This is a genomic window from Butyrivibrio sp. AE2032, from assembly GCF_000702965.1.
Genome location: NZ_JNLF01000005.1, coordinates 420,141 through 435,925, shown reverse-complemented (window position 1 = coordinate 435,925; position 15,785 = coordinate 420,141). Strand labels below are relative to the sequence as shown.

Sequence of the window (15,785 nt, the reverse complement as noted above, 5' to 3'; positions counted from 1 at the left end):
GCACTTCAAAAGGCTGTAACGTAATAAGACCAGTATTTACGGGGTTTTGACGGCTTGAATGCTTTGAGAATCGAATTGTTGTTTTTGCATATTTTCGCCCAAAGTTTACCGTAAAGATAAGGGCATTTTGACACAGTGGAATCGGGCTCAAATCTTATATAATCCAGATATGGGGTAGACGGCAGGTAGTCGAGATATCCTGCCCATCCTAATAAGTTTTTGTTTCTCACAGCGCGGCTTTCCTACGGGGGAGCCGCGTATGCATTTGTTTTGCAATTCTTTTCATCTATGATAAAAAAGTAGCATTAGAACGATTACTACCAACTGAATAGGTTTAAAGACAACGAACAGGAGAGAACAGTATGCCGCCCGGAGGAAGAGGTATGGGAGGCCCCATGGGAGGGCAGTTCCTGACAGAAGAAGAGAAGAAGAACCAGCCTAAGGTCACGCCCGAATTATTAAAGCGCGTATTCTCATATCTCAAACCGTATACCAAACAGCTGATACTCGTGATACTGTGCATAATCGTATCGTCTTTTTTCACACTCCTTCCGTCGATCCTGACAGGCAAGATCCTTGATGAGGGACTTCTCAAAAAAGATTTGAACGCGCTCATACTTTATATCTCGCTCTCACTCCTCGTAACGCTGTTTGCGAGCCTGATCGGAGTTGCCGAGACTTACATAAACACATGGATCGCCCAGCATATCACATTCGACATGCGCAACCAGATGTATTCGCATCTGCAGAAGATGAGCCAGCGTTTTTTCACGACCAATAACCAGGGCGACATAATAACGAGGATGACGAGCGACATCGACGGCGTTAAGTCCGTCATCACGAGCACGTTCAGCAGCATCCTTTCCAATTCCATCACCCTTGTAATAGCCCTCATCGCGATGTTCCAGAAGAATTGGATACTTGCGCTCGTGGGCATCATAATCGTTCCCGTCTTTACCATTCCGACGAGGAGCGCGGGCAAGAAGAGATGGTCACTGACCAATGAATCCCAGCAGGTAAATGATGAGGTGAACGGGATACTGAATGAGACGCTTTCCGTGAGCGGACAGCTCCTCGTGAAACTCTTCGGCAAAGAGAAATATGAGTATGCGAGGTATGAGAATGCCAACCGCAAGATGATCGCTCTCAACATAAAAGAGAGCATGGCCGGACGATGGTTCAGGGTGGTGCTCACGACGTTTACGACAGTCGGTCCTATGCTGATATATCTGGTCGGCGGAATACTTATGATGAAGTACGATCCGGATCTCACGATCGGCGACATTTCCGTGCTCGTATCCCTGCTCGGCAGGATGTACATGCCGGTCAACAGCCTGCTCAACATACAGGTCGAATGGATCAGGTCCATGGCGCTGTTCAAGCGTATATTCGACTATTTCGACATCCCGGTCGAGATAGAGAATGCGCCCGATGCGGTTACGCCTGATAATGTGACCGGAGACGTTGTTTTCGAGCACGTCGAATTCTCTTACGATGAATCGAAAAAGATACTCAAAGATATCAACTTCACTCTCAAGGCAGGCAAGAGCATAGCGATCGTCGGACCCTCGGGCTCCGGCAAGAGTACGATCGTAAACCTTATCCCGCGTCTTTATGACGTTGACTCCGGAAGCGTTACTTTCGACGGGATCGACGTAAGAAAACTCGACCTGAAATTCCTGAGAGACCAGGTCGGCGTAGTGTCCCAGGAGACTTATCTGTTCAACGGAACGATACGCGACAACCTGCTGTACGCGAAGCCTGATGCTACAGAAGATGACATGATCGAAGCATTGAAGAAGGCAAACATATGGGACTTCGTCGAGAAGCAGGAAAAGGGTATGGATACCGAAGTCGGCAACCGCGGCCTGAAACTCTCGGGCGGCGAGAAGCAGCGTATCTCAATAGCGAGGATAATCCTGAAGGATCCTACGATATTCATCTTTGATGAGGCTACGTCAGCATTGGATTCGATATCAGAAAAGAAGATCCAGGATGCTATCGATCCCATCATCAGGAGCAAGACGAGCATCCTTATAGCACACAGGCTTTCGACTATCCTTGCTGCTGACGAGATCCTCGTTGTAAAGGACGGAACGATAGCAGAGCGCGGCAGTCACAAAGAACTCCTCGGCAAGGAGGGAATCTACCGCGAACTCTACGAGACGCAGTTCTCCAAAGCGCTCATCGAAGAGGACGGAGTTTCCGAGCTCGAACAGTACATCTGGGGGACCCAGCCGGCGGATGAACCTGTTGATGAAAACGGTTAAGTGACCCTAAGTGAATAAAGCCGAAAATAAGGCGAAAGGGTGTTTGCGGACGTCTGCTTTCCGGAAAATATTGAAATTGCCATTACGGAGGGGCTTTTCGGCATTCCGATTCGTACATTCAACTAATCTATCCACTAATTATATTAACAAAAATATAGTATAATTAATTTTCAGGCCATAGTCCCAGGAGGATAGATAGAAATGACCAAACCATATTCAGCGACCGCTGAACAGATAGCTAAGGAAATAGATACAGACCTGGTCAAAGGTCTTACTTCGGATGAGGCATCTTTACGGTATGCCAAGAACGGTCCGAACTCATTAGGCGAAGAAAAGAAAGTCCCGCTCTGGAAGAGATTCTTACAGCAGTTTGCTGACGCAATGGTAATAATCCTCATCGCGGCAGCTGCACTTTCCGCATATATGGCGTTCAAGAGCGGCGGCGGATTCGAAGAGTGGATCGACGTCATAGTCATACTTGCGATCGTAATCCTCAATGCGTGCCTCGGCGTTTACCAGGAAGGTAAGGCTGACCAGGCGCTGGCAGCTCTCAAGAAGATGAGTTCTCCCCAGACAAAGGTCATCCGTGATGGCAAGCTCCATATGGTGGATTCAGAGAATGTCGTAGTAGGCGATGTCATCGCGATCGATGCAGGTGACTCTATCTCAGCCGACATGAGACTTATCGAATCAAGCTCGCTTAAAGCTGAAGAGGCATCCCTTACAGGTGAAGCCGTAGCAGTCGAGAAGGAAGCTTCTGTAGTCCTTCCTGAAGACTGCACGTTAGGTGACCGCAAGAACATGCTCTACATGGGTACGGCAGTCACTTACGGAAGAGCAAAGGGTGTTGTCGTTGCCACAGCAAGAGATACAGAGCTCGGTAAGATCGCAACGAAGCTTACGACAATGGAAGACGAGGAGACTCCTCTTCAGAGAAGCCTTAACAAGCTCGGCAAGATCCTTGCAGTCGTCTGCATCCTGGTCTGCATCATAGTTCTTCTCGTAGACATATTCGTTCAGAAGCAGCCTTGGGAAGATGCTCTCATGACTGCAGTATCTCTCGCAGTTGCAGCTATTCCTGAGGGTCTTGCGGCAGTCGTAACGATCGTTCTCTCGATCGGCATGACAAAGATGGCAGAGAGCAACGCCATCGTAAAGAGACTCCTTGCCGTAGAGACATTGGGCTGCGTAGACGTTATCTGCTCAGATAAGACAGGTACACTCACACAGAACCAGATGACTGTAAAAGTCATATATGACGGTGAGAAGAAATACAATGTCGAAGGCGGCGGATATGCCCCTGTCGGCAATGTTGTCGATGAGAGCGGCAAGCCCGTCAAGATCGAAGGCGACCTTAAGACACTTATCCTTTCAGCCGTTCTCTGTAATGATGCTTCTATCGTTAAGGAGAGCGAGAAGGATTATTCATGCATCGGCGATCCTACTGAGGGCGCTCTTACGACTCTCGGCATGAAGGTGAGAATGCTCCGCGAGGAGACGATGCACGCTTATCCCAGAGAGACGGAACTTCCTTTCGACTCTGACCGTAAGATGATGACCACTTACCACTCCGGCATCGAAGATGGCAAGTGGATAAGTTTCACGAAGGGTGCTCCGGATATCGTTATCTCACGCTGCTCTTCCATCCTTACACCTAACGGTGTTGAGAAGATGACAGACGAGAAGCGTGCTGAGATCCGCGAAGTAAATCACAACTACGCTATCCAGGCTATCCGTGTACTCGCATTCGCCATGAAGGAGCACGGTGACGGTTCCAAAGCAACTTTTGCTGACGAAGAGAACATGACATTCTTAGGCCTCATCGGTATGATCGATCCGGCTCGTGAGGAAGCAAAGGACGCTATCGCAGTCTGCAAGGAAGCAGGCATCCGTGCCGTCATGATCACGGGCGACTTCAAGGATTCCGCAGTTGCCATTTCAGATAATCTTGAGATGCGCGACGAGAAGCACATGGATGCATATTCAGGTGAAGAGCTCGACAAGATGAGTGACGACGACCTCCTCGAAGTAGTAGAGAAGACAAGCGTATATGCGCGTGTATCTCCTGAGCACAAGGTGCGTATCGTCTCAGCTCTCAAGAAAAATGATCACATCGCTTCAATGACGGGCGACGGCGTTAACGACGCCATGGCTCTGAAGTCTGCTGATATCGGTGTCGCAATGGGTATCACGGGAACGGACGTCTCCAAGAACTCCGCTGACATGATCCTCATGGACGATAATTTCGCAACCATCGTAAAGGCAGTTGAGCAGGGAAGGACGATCTACTCGAACATCAGAAAGTTCGTAGGATTCCTCCTCTCATGCAACGTAGGTGAGATCCTTGTAATCTTCCTGCTCTCGCTCGTACCGAAGACTCTGATCCCCGGCATCGCTGCTCCTTTGACTGCGATCCAGCTCCTCTGGCTCAATCTCATCACTGACTCGTTCCCGGCTCTCGCATTAGGCCGCGAAAAGGCTGAGCCCGGCATCATGAAAGTCCCTCCGAGATCAAAGAAGGAGCCTATCATCAACAAGAGCATGATGGGCCACATCGCAATGCAGTCAATCGGACTCTTCATCGCGGTAGCAACGGCATTCATCGCTGCTCTGATCAGCATGAACAGCGGAAATACATTCTTCTATTCAGGTGTTCTCGCAGATGCTGCAGCTAAGGGAGTTCACCCCATAGACATAGCACGTACGGTCGCTTTTGCAACGCTGATCTGCGCGGAGCTTTTCAGGGCATTTGCTGCAAGATCCGAGAGGATATCGGTCTTCAAGCTCGGTATCTTCTCCAATAAGATGATGAACATCGCAGTAGCACTCTCGCTCGTAATGCTCGTCGCAGTCATTTACATCCCGGGAGTAAACACTATCTTCAATAACGTAGCCATCAATCCGACGGCTTGGCTCGTCATCCTGCCTCTGGCAATCCTGCCTTTCGCAGTGAGCGAGATCAGCAAGCTCATAAAAGGCGCTAAGAAGTAAGTTCAGGGTATTTGCCGGTTCTTCGGCTGGAAACGGCACGAATTGCCGTTTGCATAAGTAAAAGCCATGTGTTATTATTCATAGGCTTAATTAGTAAAGGGAGGCACAGGACAGATGACAGTAATGAATATTGTGCTCAGTGTTATAGATATTATCTTGGCTCTTGCCATTATCGTTCTCTTCCTCGTTCAGGAAGGTAATGACAGAGGTATCGGTGTAGTTGCAGGCGGATCTTCTGATTCATACTACAGCAAGGCAAAGGGCAGGACATTGGAAGAGCAGCTCAAGACCTGGACGGTCATCTGCAGCGTTCTGTTCGCAATCGTATCAGTCGTTCTCTACCTTTCGATCGCAAGAGCCTGGTAATTGTAATATCAAAAAAGGTTTTCCGGGGGTTGTCACACTGACAACCCCTTTTTGTTGTTCAGGTTTTATGGCAGAGTTAAAATGGTACTATTGGGTGATAACCCCATTCTTTCTTTAGTGATAAAATTCATTTTATAGTTAAAAAGATTTAGGAGGAATGGGAAATGAAGAACAAGATCTGCAAGTTTTTATCTTTTCTTGTGACAATGGTCCTCTTGGCCGGACTGATTCCTGCGGGCAGGGCTGTCAATGCTGCGTCGACCTATAAGATGACGCTCCTGACCGACCAGCCGGAATGCAAGGTGGAGTTCCTTGGCACACAGTATTCCAGCGGTGCTGTGTTTTATGTTGAAGCCGGTACGACTGTCCGGCTCTATGCAAAGGCTGCAGGCGATTGCCAGTTCAAAAGTGCTGATTCTCCGGATGTGGAAGTTAACAGGAACGGATCTATCGGCTATGCCTTTGATATGCCGGAGAAGAATGTCACTGTCACATTCCATTTTGAGGGTCCCGGACCTTATGATATGGAGTTCTATTCCGTTGATCTGGGAACTGCGGAGATAGGGTATAACCCAAGTGATTTCAACAAATCAATGCAGGCTAAGAAAACGGGCAGTGCTACGGTTGTCGGGGATAATTTCTCCGTTAAGCTGACAAGCGGAAATACTGATGCTTTTAACGTGACAGATCCTTATGGCGGTTCAATGACTGAAAAAGGTGCAGAGTACCATATGGCATATGTTTACCCTGTTGCAGGACTTGCAGCAGGAACATATGATGCTGTTGTTACGCTGTATTATGACCCTGACGGAAACGGAACGGAGTATTCGCCTGAAGAGATCGACGCCGCACATGTACAGTTTACCGTAATCTCAAATGTTACTTATAAGTTGAACATAATCACGGATTATGCTGACGGCAAGGTGGAATATAACAAAACTAAATATACGAGCGGTCAGTCCGTTGATATCCATGAAGGAGAGTTAGTACAAATATATGGCCAAGCTCCTGAAGGATATACATTTGCTTATGCACAGTCTCCTGACATCGAGATCAACAGGAACGGAAGCATCGGTTATGTATTTAATATGCCCGCAAAGGACATAACCGTATATTTCTATTTTGATTCCAACACAAAACATACTGTTAAGTTTGATACCGGCGACGGGTCCGGAATAGCTGATCAGAGTGTCCCTGACGGCAAGACGGTAAAGATACCGGAAGACCCCACGCTTGAAGGATATGTTTTCTGGGGATGGTATACAAATCCCGAATGCACAAAGATGTATAATTTTGCAACTCCCGTAACGGAAGATCTGACTCTGTATGCTTACTGGACAAAGAACATCAGCGGCTTTGGATTTGATGCTATCGGAACGTTAAAGAGTTCTGACGGAAACACTGTATTGAATGTCAGATCAACGGATGTTGTTTTCGATCTTGAATCTGCGGATATCAATATGTTTGTAAGTCCCTTTTATGCAGATAAGTACTTCAATAATCTGGCAACAGGCGGAGTTGAAAAGGGCAAGGAATACTATTTCTATATTGAACTTGACGATGCCGATGGCATAGAAGGCAGACCTACTGTCTATTATTCCAACGATCTCTTATCCAACCTTGAGATCTATACCGACGGTTCGGACATCGTTGCCACCGAGATCTCGCGTTCCCCGGGCGGCAAGTTCTGCACCATTCTGTTCAAGTATGTCCTGGACGAGAGTTATAAGGGCGGCTGGATAATGATCAATGACGAGTGGTATTTCGTTGAAGACAGCGGTGAAACCGCAACAGGCTGGAAGAGTACAGGCGGCAAGTGGTATTACTTCGATGCGAACGGTATCATGCAGACCGGCTGGCTCGAGCTGGACGGAGCATGGTACTATCTCGAAGGCTCAGGCGCAATGGCAAAGAGCTGGAAGCAGATCGGCGGCGTCTGGTATTACTTCGGCAGTAACGGAAAGATGCTGACGAACTGGCAGCAGATCGGCGGAAAGTGGTATTACTTTAAGAATAACGGTGCGATGGTAACCGGCTGGCAGCAGATCGGCGGCAAGTGGTACTGCTTTGAGTCGTCTGGTGCGATGATAACAGGTTGGCTGTCCGTTGATGGCGTATGGTATTACTTCGATGCTTCCGGCGCGATGGTCACGGGCTGGAAAGAGATAGGCGGAGTTTACTATTTCTTTAAGACTAACGGCACGATGGCTGCAAACGAATACTGCGGCGGCTACCGCCTTGATGCAGACGGCAAATGGACATATACCTACAAGGCTTCCTGGAAGAAAGATTCCAAGGGCTGGTGGTATGGCGATTCGAACGGATGGTACGCAAAGAATGAGACCTGGAAGATCGATGGTAAGGATTACAATTTCGATAAGTCAGGTTACTGCACAAATCCTTGATCTGAATTAACTTAACCTGAGTATGAAGAGGCTGTTTCACGCATTGTGGGATGGCCTCTTTCAATGTGTGCACGAAAAGTGCCATCAAATATCAGATAATGGGGTAGAATGTGAGAAAAACATAAGCAAGTAGTAATATATAACAAAAACAATGAGGAATAACGAGATGGACGATAAAAAGAAAAGACCGGCATTTGCCGAGAATATGAGCGCAGCCCAGAGGCGCAGGAACCGTGTAATAAAGGCTAAGGAAGAGCAGTCTGCATTGCCGCCTACGCTGGCTGACATGGCACCGAGAGGACCTCTTCAGGTAAAGAATCAGGTCATCGGCATCCTGAGACAGACTCCGACAGGCGGAGTCGTAATTCCTGATCCCGCATTCAGGAGCACCGATTACGGCGCGATAGAGATCGATAAGAATCACCTGAACGGCGCACCGTTTAACATGGTCGTTGTATGTGAGGTGTTGAATCCCAACTGCGACAGGGGCGACTGCAGGGGAACCATTACCGAAGTGCTTGGTGACGCGGGAAACAACGATGTCAGGATGCTTACGGTGTTGAGGCAGTTCGGACTTTCGCAGGAGTTCCCGCAAAAGGTCATCAAGGAAGTCGAGCCGCTGCCCGTTAATCCCGATCCGTCGCAGATAGCAGATGAGATCGTTAAGGGAAGGAAAGACAAGAGAGAGCTTCTCACAATCACCATCGACGGCGAAGATGCCAAGGATCTGGACGATGCCATCTCGATAGAGAAAATGCGCAACGGCAATTTCAGATTGTATGTGCACATCGCGGATGTCTCAAACTATGTTAAGGAAGGGACGGCTCTTGATATGGAGGCGTTCTCCAGAGGCACTTCCGTCTATCTGGTTGACAGAGTAATCCCCATGCTCCCGCCGAAGCTTTCAAACGGATTGTGCAGCCTTAATCCCAACGTTGACAGGCTTGCCATGACCGCAGAGATGCTGGTAGACAGAGAGGGCGGCATCTATGGCGGTGAAGTGTATGAGAGCGTTATCAGATCCGACAGGAGAATGAGCTATAAAGAGTGCTACAGGATCCTTACCGATCCTCAGCCTGAGGACGATGAGGAATACGGTGAGATAATCCCGATGCTCATCCTCATGAAGGAGCTCGCGGAGATACTGAAGTCCATGAGGGACAGGCGCGGTGCTATCGGTTTTGAGATGCCCGAGACGAAGGTCATATTAAACGACGACGGCACCGTAAAGGACATCATGCCTTACCCGATCAACTTCACTAACGGGATAATCGAATCCTTCATGATCTGCGCGAACGAATTCATCGCAAAGAAGTTCTTTGACCTCAATTTCCCGTTCGTTTACCGTGTGCACGAAGATCCCGACCCGATCAAGATCGCGAGGTTCTCGAACATAGCAAGATTCTTCGGTGCTTCGGGAAGGCTTGTCGGCAGGATAAAGCCTATAGACGTTCAGAGGTTCATGGATACTATCGGCGACAAGACCGCTCTCCCTGCATTGGATGAACTCCTGCTCAGGTCTATGGCGAAGGCCAGATATTGCTCTGACTGTCTCGGACATTTCGGTCTGGCATCGAAATACTACTGCCACTTTACGTCGCCGATCAGACGTTATCCCGATCTTTATATTCACAGGATAATCAAGAGTTATCTGCACGGTGAGAATTCAAGGAGTCATTTCGCAGGACTGGTCGATAACGCTGCCGAGCATTCTTCCGACATGGAGCGAAATGCCGTTGATGCAGAGCGCGCATCCGACAACATCAAGATCTGCGAATATATGGCAGACAGGATCGGCGAACACTACGACGGCGTGATCTCGTCAATAATAGACGGCGGATGCTTTGTAAGGCTCGAAAACACGGTCGAAGGATTTGTGCCTTTCAGATCTTTGCATGACCACTATATCTTTGACGACAGGAGCTACAGGGCCATAGGTGCGCACGGCGGCAAGATCCTTTCGATCGGAATGCCAGTCACGATAGTCGTAGAGAAGGTCGACACTGAAGAAAACAAGATAGATTTCTCATTTGAGTACGGCTTTGAGGAAGAGCGCACATACCGCGAAACAAATGCCGGCAAGAAGGCAAAAGAGATCGTAAAGAAAGGCCGCAAGGGCGGAAAAGGATCTGCCGGGATAAGACCGGGCGGATACGGCAGAAAGTCCGGCGGAACAGGAGGCCGGAGCGGCTCTGGCGGATTTGCTGGCAGACCGAAATCCCATGGCGGAAGATCCGGCCGAGGCGGCGGAAGAGGAAGACGATGAAGAGTTTACTTATAAAAGACACTACAAGAGAAGAACGTGAAAAGATAGTTGCCGATTCCATAGGTTATATCGACGGTTCATGCGACGGATGCATGGCGGGACTTGCCGATATGTATCAGGATTACATCGAAGGCAGGCGCGAGATAAAGGACATCAACATGGAGTTCCGTGCACACTATGAATCGGGTGATGACGGTCCGACGAGAAATTCGTGCGGATACAAGAACTGACAGACGTTCATTTGTATTGACAATCGGCTTTTAAATGATGTAGTATTACGCATTATGCGATGACGGAGACCCCAGTAGTCGTGGTATGTCGCCTTCAGAGAGCTTTGCCCCCGGGCTGAAAGGCAGAGCGGAAAGAGGCCACTGACGAATAACAGCTCTAACAGCAATCCGGTTTAAAGAGATTCCGCTTTTGCGGAGTAAATCAGGTGGCACCGCGGACATGTTATGTTCGTCCTGAACTTAAAGGAATTTAAGTTCGGGGCGTTTTTTGTTTCCCCGAAAGAAAGGATTGGAATATGGCAAACCAATACAGAGACAGGATCATCAGCTCCCTGTCAGAGAAGGACGTAGGAACCGAACTCCGTGTATGCGGATGGATCGAAAACATCAGAGACCACGGCGGCGTATCTTTCATTGACTTGAGAGACATGTACGGCACACTTCAGGTCGTTATGCGCGACACTTCTCTCCTTGACGGACTCGTAAAGGAAGAGTGCATCTCGGTCCGGGGTAAGATCGAGCACAGGGATGAGGAAACATACAATCCCAAGATCGCCACAGGTACGATCGAGCTCGAGGCTCATTCTGTAGACGTTTTGGGTAAGGTCTACAGCCAGCTTCCTTTCGAGATCATGACATCTAAAGAGATCAGAGAGGATGTCAGACTTAAGTACAGATATCTTGACCTCAGAAACCAGAAGGTCAAGGACAACATCATCTTCAGATCAAATGTTATCGCATTCCTCAGACAGAAGATGACGGAGATGGGATTTTTGGAGATCCAGACTCCTATCCTTACTTCATCTTCACCTGAGGGTGCAAGAGACTACATCGTTCCTTCAAGAAAGTGGAAGGGCAAGTTCTATGCTCTGCCTCAGGCTCCTCAGCAGTTCAAGCAGCTCCTGATGGTATCGGGCTTCGATAAGTATTTCCAGATCGCACCCTGCTTCAGAGACGAGGATGCAAGAGCAGACAGATCACCGGGAGAGTTCTACCAGTTAGACTTCGAGATGTCTTTCGCTACACAGGAAGATGTATTCAGAGCAGGTGAGGAAGTCCTCACAGCAACATTCGAGAAGTTCGCACCCGAGGGTGCTCAGGTAACGGCTGCACCTTATCCCGTTATCTCATACAAGCAGGCTATGGAAGAGTTCGGTTCAGATAAGCCCGACCTCAGAAACCCCTTGAGAATAAAGGATGTTACCGAGTTCTTCTCCAGATGCACATTCAAAGCATTCCACGGCAAGACAGTACGTGCGATAAACGTTCACGCAAAGCTTTCAAAGGGCCAGCACGAGAAGATGCTCAAGTTCGCACAGGACGACCTCGGCATGGGCGGCTTAGGCTACCTCGAAGTTCTTGAGGACATGAGCTACAAGGGACCTATCGACAAGTTTATTCCTGATGACATGAAGGCTGAACTTAAAGATCTTGCAGGCCTCCAGGCAGGCGATACGATCTTCTTCATCGCTGACAACGAGGCACGCGCAAACGAGTGTGCAGGCAAGATCAGAAACGAACTGGGCGCAAGACTCGACCTCATCGAGAAGAACGCTTTCAGATTCTGCTTCGTCAACGATTTCCCGATGTATGAATGGGATACAGAGACAAAGAAGTACATCTTCACTCACAATCCTTTCTCTATGCCTCAGGGCGGCCTCGAAGCGCTCAATACAAAGAAACCTGAAGAGATCCTCGCTTACCAGTACGACATCGTCTGCAACGGTATCGAGCTCTCATCCGGCGCAGTAAGAAACCATGACCTCGAGATCATGAAGAAGGCCTTTGAGATCGCAGGTTATTCCGAAGACGAACTCAAGACAAAGTTTGGCGCGCTCTACAGCGCATTCCAGTTCGGCGCTCCGCCGCACGCCGGCATGGCTCCGGGCGTTGACCGTATGATCATGATCTTAAGAGGCGAGGAGAACATCAGAGAAGTCATCGCATTCCCGATGAACGGTAATGCCCAGGATCTCCTCTGCGGCGCTCCCGGCGAAGTAACAGAGCAGCAGCTCAGGGAAACACACATCAAGATCAGACAGTAATGAAAGTCTACTTTCTTACATTAGGATGCAGAGTTAACCAATATGAGACAGACGCCGCGAGGCGCCTGTTTCTTGATAATGGGCACGAGAATGTGTCGTCGCCGGAGGAGGCTGACGTATGCATCGTAAATACGTGTTCGGTTACAGGCGAAGCCGACAGAAAGTCGTCCCAGATGTTAAGGAGAATGGCAAAGAACAACCCCAATGCTGTTATCGTTGCGATGGGATGTGCATCGGAGTTAAAAAACGGTGATGTTGCAGCCGACATTGTCATAGGAACCAGGGACAAGAATACTGTCGTAGCAAAGGTCGAAGATTTCCTGGCAGCACGCGAAAACAAAGAGTTAACGCACGTTACGAGCCACACAAGGCCTGAAGTCAGCAAGACCGATACTTATCACGATTTCGGCACAGTCTTATCTCCTGAAGGAACCAGGGCGTTCATAAAGATAGAAGACGGCTGCAACAACTTCTGCACATACTGTGTTATCCCTTATGCAAGGGGCAGGGTCGTCTCTCGTTCTGAAGAGTCATGCATCAGTGAAGCAGAGTATCTTGTAGAGAACGGCTTTAAGGAGATAATCGTCTCCGGCATCCACCTTTGTTCTTACGGCATGGACCAGGGAAGAGACATAACTGCCCTTTTGGATCTTTTGAAGAAGATCGATGTCATAGAAGGTCTTGAGAGATTAAGACTCGGCTCACTGGAACCCAAGTCCATGACACCTGAATTCATCAGCGGTCTTAAGGAACTTAAACATCTTTGCCCGCACTTCCATCTCTCGCTCCAGTCAGGTTCAGACACTGTCTTAAAGCGTATGAACAGGAAGTATACGACGGCTGAATACGAAGAAAGGGTAAAGGCCTTAAGAGCCGAATTCCCTGACATGTCGCTTACTACTGATATCATCACAGGGTTCCCCGGAGAGACCGAAGAGGAATTTTCGGAGACAATGTCTTATGCCGAAAAACTCAGGTTTGCGAAGATACACGTTTTCCCGTATTCGGTGCGCGAAGGCACGAAGGCGGCTGACATGCCGCAGATCGATATGTCCGTGCGTAAAGAGCGTGCAAAGCGTTTGATCGAACTGTCCGACAGGCTTGCTTCTGAGTTTGCTGTCGGAATGACCGGCAAGCCTGCTGAAGTCCTTGCCGAGAAGATCGAAGAGAAAGACGGTGTGTTGATCGCGGAAGGCTACACGGCGAACTATATAAAGACTTACGTGACTTTGAATGGCGGTCCGGGCATTTGTGAGCGCGGCTCGATCCTGAAGGGCGTTATCAGCGGCGCGGAAGACGGAAACTGCATTATGCAGGTGAATACCTGAATGTGAGTCTGGTGTCATTTCGACGTTGATAAGTCCGTTTAATGTAGCAGAATCGCCAAAATAAGCAGTATTGTCCCCAAATTTATCAAATCTTAATTAAATTTAACAACCACTGTGATAAAATGAATACATCGAAAGATACTTCGTTTGGAGGTTTTTGTGGACAGCAATACATGCAAGTTTGATTTATCCGGTGATAGAACGGCTGATGTACATGCGCTGATGTCGTATGTTTTGAGCGCTCTGAAGGAGAAGGGTTATAACCCCATCAATCAGCTGGTCGGATATTTTATTTCCGGCGATCCGACTTATATCACCAACTATAAGGGAGCCAGAGGTCTCATCAAGCGTATTGACAGAGACGAGCTCCTTGAGGTTATCATCAACGATTATTGCTCCAGACTCTGAGATAGTTTAAGATACCGTTGATAAGCGGAACCGGCGGCTTATGCCGCCTTATTTTTTGGAAAGTGACGGAGACAAGATCCATGGGAAAAGAAAAGGGTAGAGTAATGGGTATAGATTTCGGTACCAGGCACATAGGCGTCGCGGTATCCGATGAACTGAGAGTCATAGCCAAGGGAATCGAGACTGTTAACTGGAACGGCACTGATCCCGAGTGGGCCTTGAACAGGATATGCGAGATCATAAAGGAAATGGGCGTTAACGCCATCGTCATCGGAAGGCCGGCAAGGACAGACGGCACCAGGTCCGAAACGCAGGAAAAGGCTGAGGAATTCGGAAAGGCTCTTGCCGGATTGTGCGGGATAGAGCCTGTATACAAGGATGAACGCTATACGACGGTCCTCGCTTCGAGATATCTTCACGAGAGCAACATAAAGGCCAAGAAACAGAAGGCGGTAATAGACCAGGTGGCGGCAGAGATAATCCTCCAGGATTACCTTAATATGCTATAGTTGCGTGCTGCGCCCGCAATATAACAAACAACTCGCAACCCTTGCAAGCAAGTTGCTCGATAGTTTGTTATATTAGTTTCGCTTCGCTCACTATATAACAAACAACTCGCAACCCTTGCAAGCAAGTTGCTCGATAGTTTGTTATAATAAAATATTATAATTTTAGCGATAATAGCAAAGTTTTTACATTCAAGGAGAATACTTATGGCTGACGATAACAATCTTAATCCCGAGATCGGACCCAAGGACGAGCTGATAGATGCGATCGCACAGTTGGACGATGAGGGTGACAGAGTTATAGAACTCAAGGATGAGGTTACAGGCGAGACAACAAATGCAGTTGTAGAGAGCACGTTCCTCTTCAACGGAAAGACCTATGTTGTACTTATCATCCAGTCTGAAGGTGATGAGGAAGAGGCTGAGTACGTCATAATGCGTTTTGTTGACAAGGGCGGCGAGGTCCTGCTCGAGAATATCGTCGACAAGGAAGCTGACGTTATCTACGATTATTATGACAAGCTCTGCGAAGAGCTTTACGGCGACGATGAAGAATCAGAAGACGAGTAACAAGCCCACCGGCTTTAAGAAAAAGATCGCTCTCGAGAAGGACCGCAAGGCCAAGCTCGCGGGCGAGCATCTTAAAGAGAGCCGGAGTGATGAGCTCATAGTCATGCGCGATCCTTACAGCAAGAAGGATTACTATATGTCGCGCATTGATTCTTTCACTCTCATGAAGACCGAGTATGTCGTCATGTACAACTATGTGCCTGATGACGGAAGCCACACGAAGCCCGAGCTCGTCATCATGCGCACGGCTATCGGAGATAACGGTGAGAGAGTCTATTATTCGATCAAAGACGGCGAAGAGCTTGAAAAGGCCTTTGTATTCTTCATGAGAAGATATTACGGGGCTCAGGCTCCGGAGACCAGGGCAAAGAACGGAGTTTCTTCCGGAGATCAGAAGTAA

12 protein-coding genes are annotated in these 15,785 nt (G+C 48.5%); all 12 read left to right on the top strand.

Annotated features, from left to right (window positions below):
- The first annotated feature begins 362 nt into the window (after positions 1 to 362).
- The 12 genes from BO18_RS19635 (at position 363) to BO18_RS19580 (ending at position 15,785) form a co-directional block, all read left to right on the top strand.
- Entirely contained in the window at positions 363 to 2,270 is a 1,908-nt protein-coding gene (locus BO18_RS19635) for an ABC transporter ATP-binding protein (protein WP_066738390.1), read from the top strand.
- A gap of 201 nt (positions 2,271 to 2,471) precedes the next feature.
- Complete coding sequence (locus BO18_RS19630; protein ID WP_034449062.1) at positions 2,472 to 5,261, top strand: cation-translocating P-type ATPase; 2,790 nt, start codon at positions 2,472 to 2,474, stop codon at positions 5,259 to 5,261.
- A 114-nt stretch (positions 5,262 to 5,375) separates the two neighbouring features.
- Complete coding sequence (gene secG / locus BO18_RS19625) at positions 5,376 to 5,627, top strand: preprotein translocase subunit SecG (protein WP_034449061.1); 252 nt, start codon at positions 5,376 to 5,378, stop codon at positions 5,625 to 5,627.
- Between the two features lie 164 nt (positions 5,628 to 5,791).
- Positions 5,792 to 8,032: an InlB B-repeat-containing protein gene (locus BO18_RS33165; protein WP_051688979.1), complete on the top strand. Its 2,241-nt coding sequence runs from the start codon at positions 5,792 to 5,794 to the stop codon at positions 8,030 to 8,032.
- Positions 8,033 to 8,198: 166 nt separating this feature from the next.
- On the top strand, positions 8,199 to 10,298 hold the full coding sequence (gene rnr / locus BO18_RS19615) for a ribonuclease R (RefSeq protein WP_051688978.1): 2,100 nt from the start codon (positions 8,199 to 8,201) through the stop codon (positions 10,296 to 10,298).
- Complete coding sequence (locus tag BO18_RS19610) at positions 10,295 to 10,528, top strand: hypothetical protein (protein WP_034449060.1); 234 nt, start codon at positions 10,295 to 10,297, stop codon at positions 10,526 to 10,528. The genes rnr and BO18_RS19610 overlap by 4 nt, the downstream gene beginning before the upstream one ends.
- A 296-nt stretch (positions 10,529 to 10,824) precedes the next feature.
- On the top strand, positions 10,825 to 12,573 hold the full coding sequence (gene aspS / locus BO18_RS19605) for an aspartate--tRNA ligase (protein WP_034449059.1): 1,749 nt from the start codon (positions 10,825 to 10,827) through the stop codon (positions 12,571 to 12,573).
- A complete protein-coding gene (mtaB, locus tag BO18_RS19600) occupies positions 12,573 to 13,901 on the top strand; it encodes a tRNA (N(6)-L-threonylcarbamoyladenosine(37)-C(2))-methylthiotransferase MtaB (protein ID WP_034449058.1) in 1,329 nt (442 codons plus the stop codon). Before aspS ends, mtaB begins: the two co-directional genes overlap by 1 nt.
- 159 nt (positions 13,902 to 14,060) lie before the next feature.
- Positions 14,061 to 14,309 carry an IreB family regulatory phosphoprotein gene (locus BO18_RS19595; protein WP_034449057.1) on the top strand — a complete coding sequence of 83 codons (249 nt, stop codon included), beginning with the start codon at positions 14,061 to 14,063 and terminating at the stop codon, positions 14,307 to 14,309.
- Positions 14,310 to 14,389: 80 nt separating this feature from the next.
- Positions 14,390 to 14,818, top strand: a complete 429-nt coding sequence (gene ruvX / locus BO18_RS19590) for a Holliday junction resolvase RuvX (protein ID WP_034449056.1) — start codon at positions 14,390 to 14,392, stop codon at positions 14,816 to 14,818.
- Positions 14,819 to 15,022: 204 nt separating this feature from the next.
- Complete coding sequence (locus BO18_RS19585) at positions 15,023 to 15,385, top strand: DUF1292 domain-containing protein (RefSeq protein ID WP_034449055.1); 363 nt, start codon at positions 15,023 to 15,025, stop codon at positions 15,383 to 15,385.
- On the top strand, positions 15,363 to 15,785 hold the full coding sequence (locus BO18_RS19580; RefSeq protein ID WP_034449054.1) for a DUF1292 domain-containing protein: 423 nt from the start codon (positions 15,363 to 15,365) through the stop codon (positions 15,783 to 15,785). Before BO18_RS19585 ends, BO18_RS19580 begins: the two co-directional genes overlap by 23 nt.

Coding starts and splice junctions, on each gene's coding strand:
- BO18_RS19630 (WP_034449062.1), top strand. CDS start 2,472: ATGACCAAACCATATTCAGCGACCGCTGAACAGATAGCTAAGGAAATA.
- BO18_RS33165 (WP_051688979.1), top strand. CDS start 5,792: ATGAAGAACAAGATCTGCAAGTTTTTATCTTTTCTTGTGACAATGGTC.
- BO18_RS19610 (WP_034449060.1), top strand. CDS start 10,295: ATGAAGAGTTTACTTATAAAAGACACTACAAGAGAAGAACGTGAAAAG.
- mtaB (WP_034449058.1), top strand. CDS start 12,573: ATGAAAGTCTACTTTCTTACATTAGGATGCAGAGTTAACCAATATGAG.
- BO18_RS19585 (WP_034449055.1), top strand. CDS start 15,023: ATGGCTGACGATAACAATCTTAATCCCGAGATCGGACCCAAGGACGAG.
- ruvX (WP_034449056.1), top strand. CDS start 14,390: ATGGGAAAAGAAAAGGGTAGAGTAATGGGTATAGATTTCGGTACCAGG.
- rnr (WP_051688978.1), top strand. CDS start 8,199: ATGGACGATAAAAAGAAAAGACCGGCATTTGCCGAGAATATGAGCGCA.
- BO18_RS19580 (WP_034449054.1), top strand. CDS start 15,363: ATGAAGAATCAGAAGACGAGTAACAAGCCCACCGGCTTTAAGAAAAAG.
- aspS (WP_034449059.1), top strand. CDS start 10,825: ATGGCAAACCAATACAGAGACAGGATCATCAGCTCCCTGTCAGAGAAG.
- BO18_RS19635 (WP_066738390.1), top strand. CDS start 363: ATGCCGCCCGGAGGAAGAGGTATGGGAGGCCCCATGGGAGGGCAGTTC.
- secG (WP_034449061.1), top strand. CDS start 5,376: ATGACAGTAATGAATATTGTGCTCAGTGTTATAGATATTATCTTGGCT.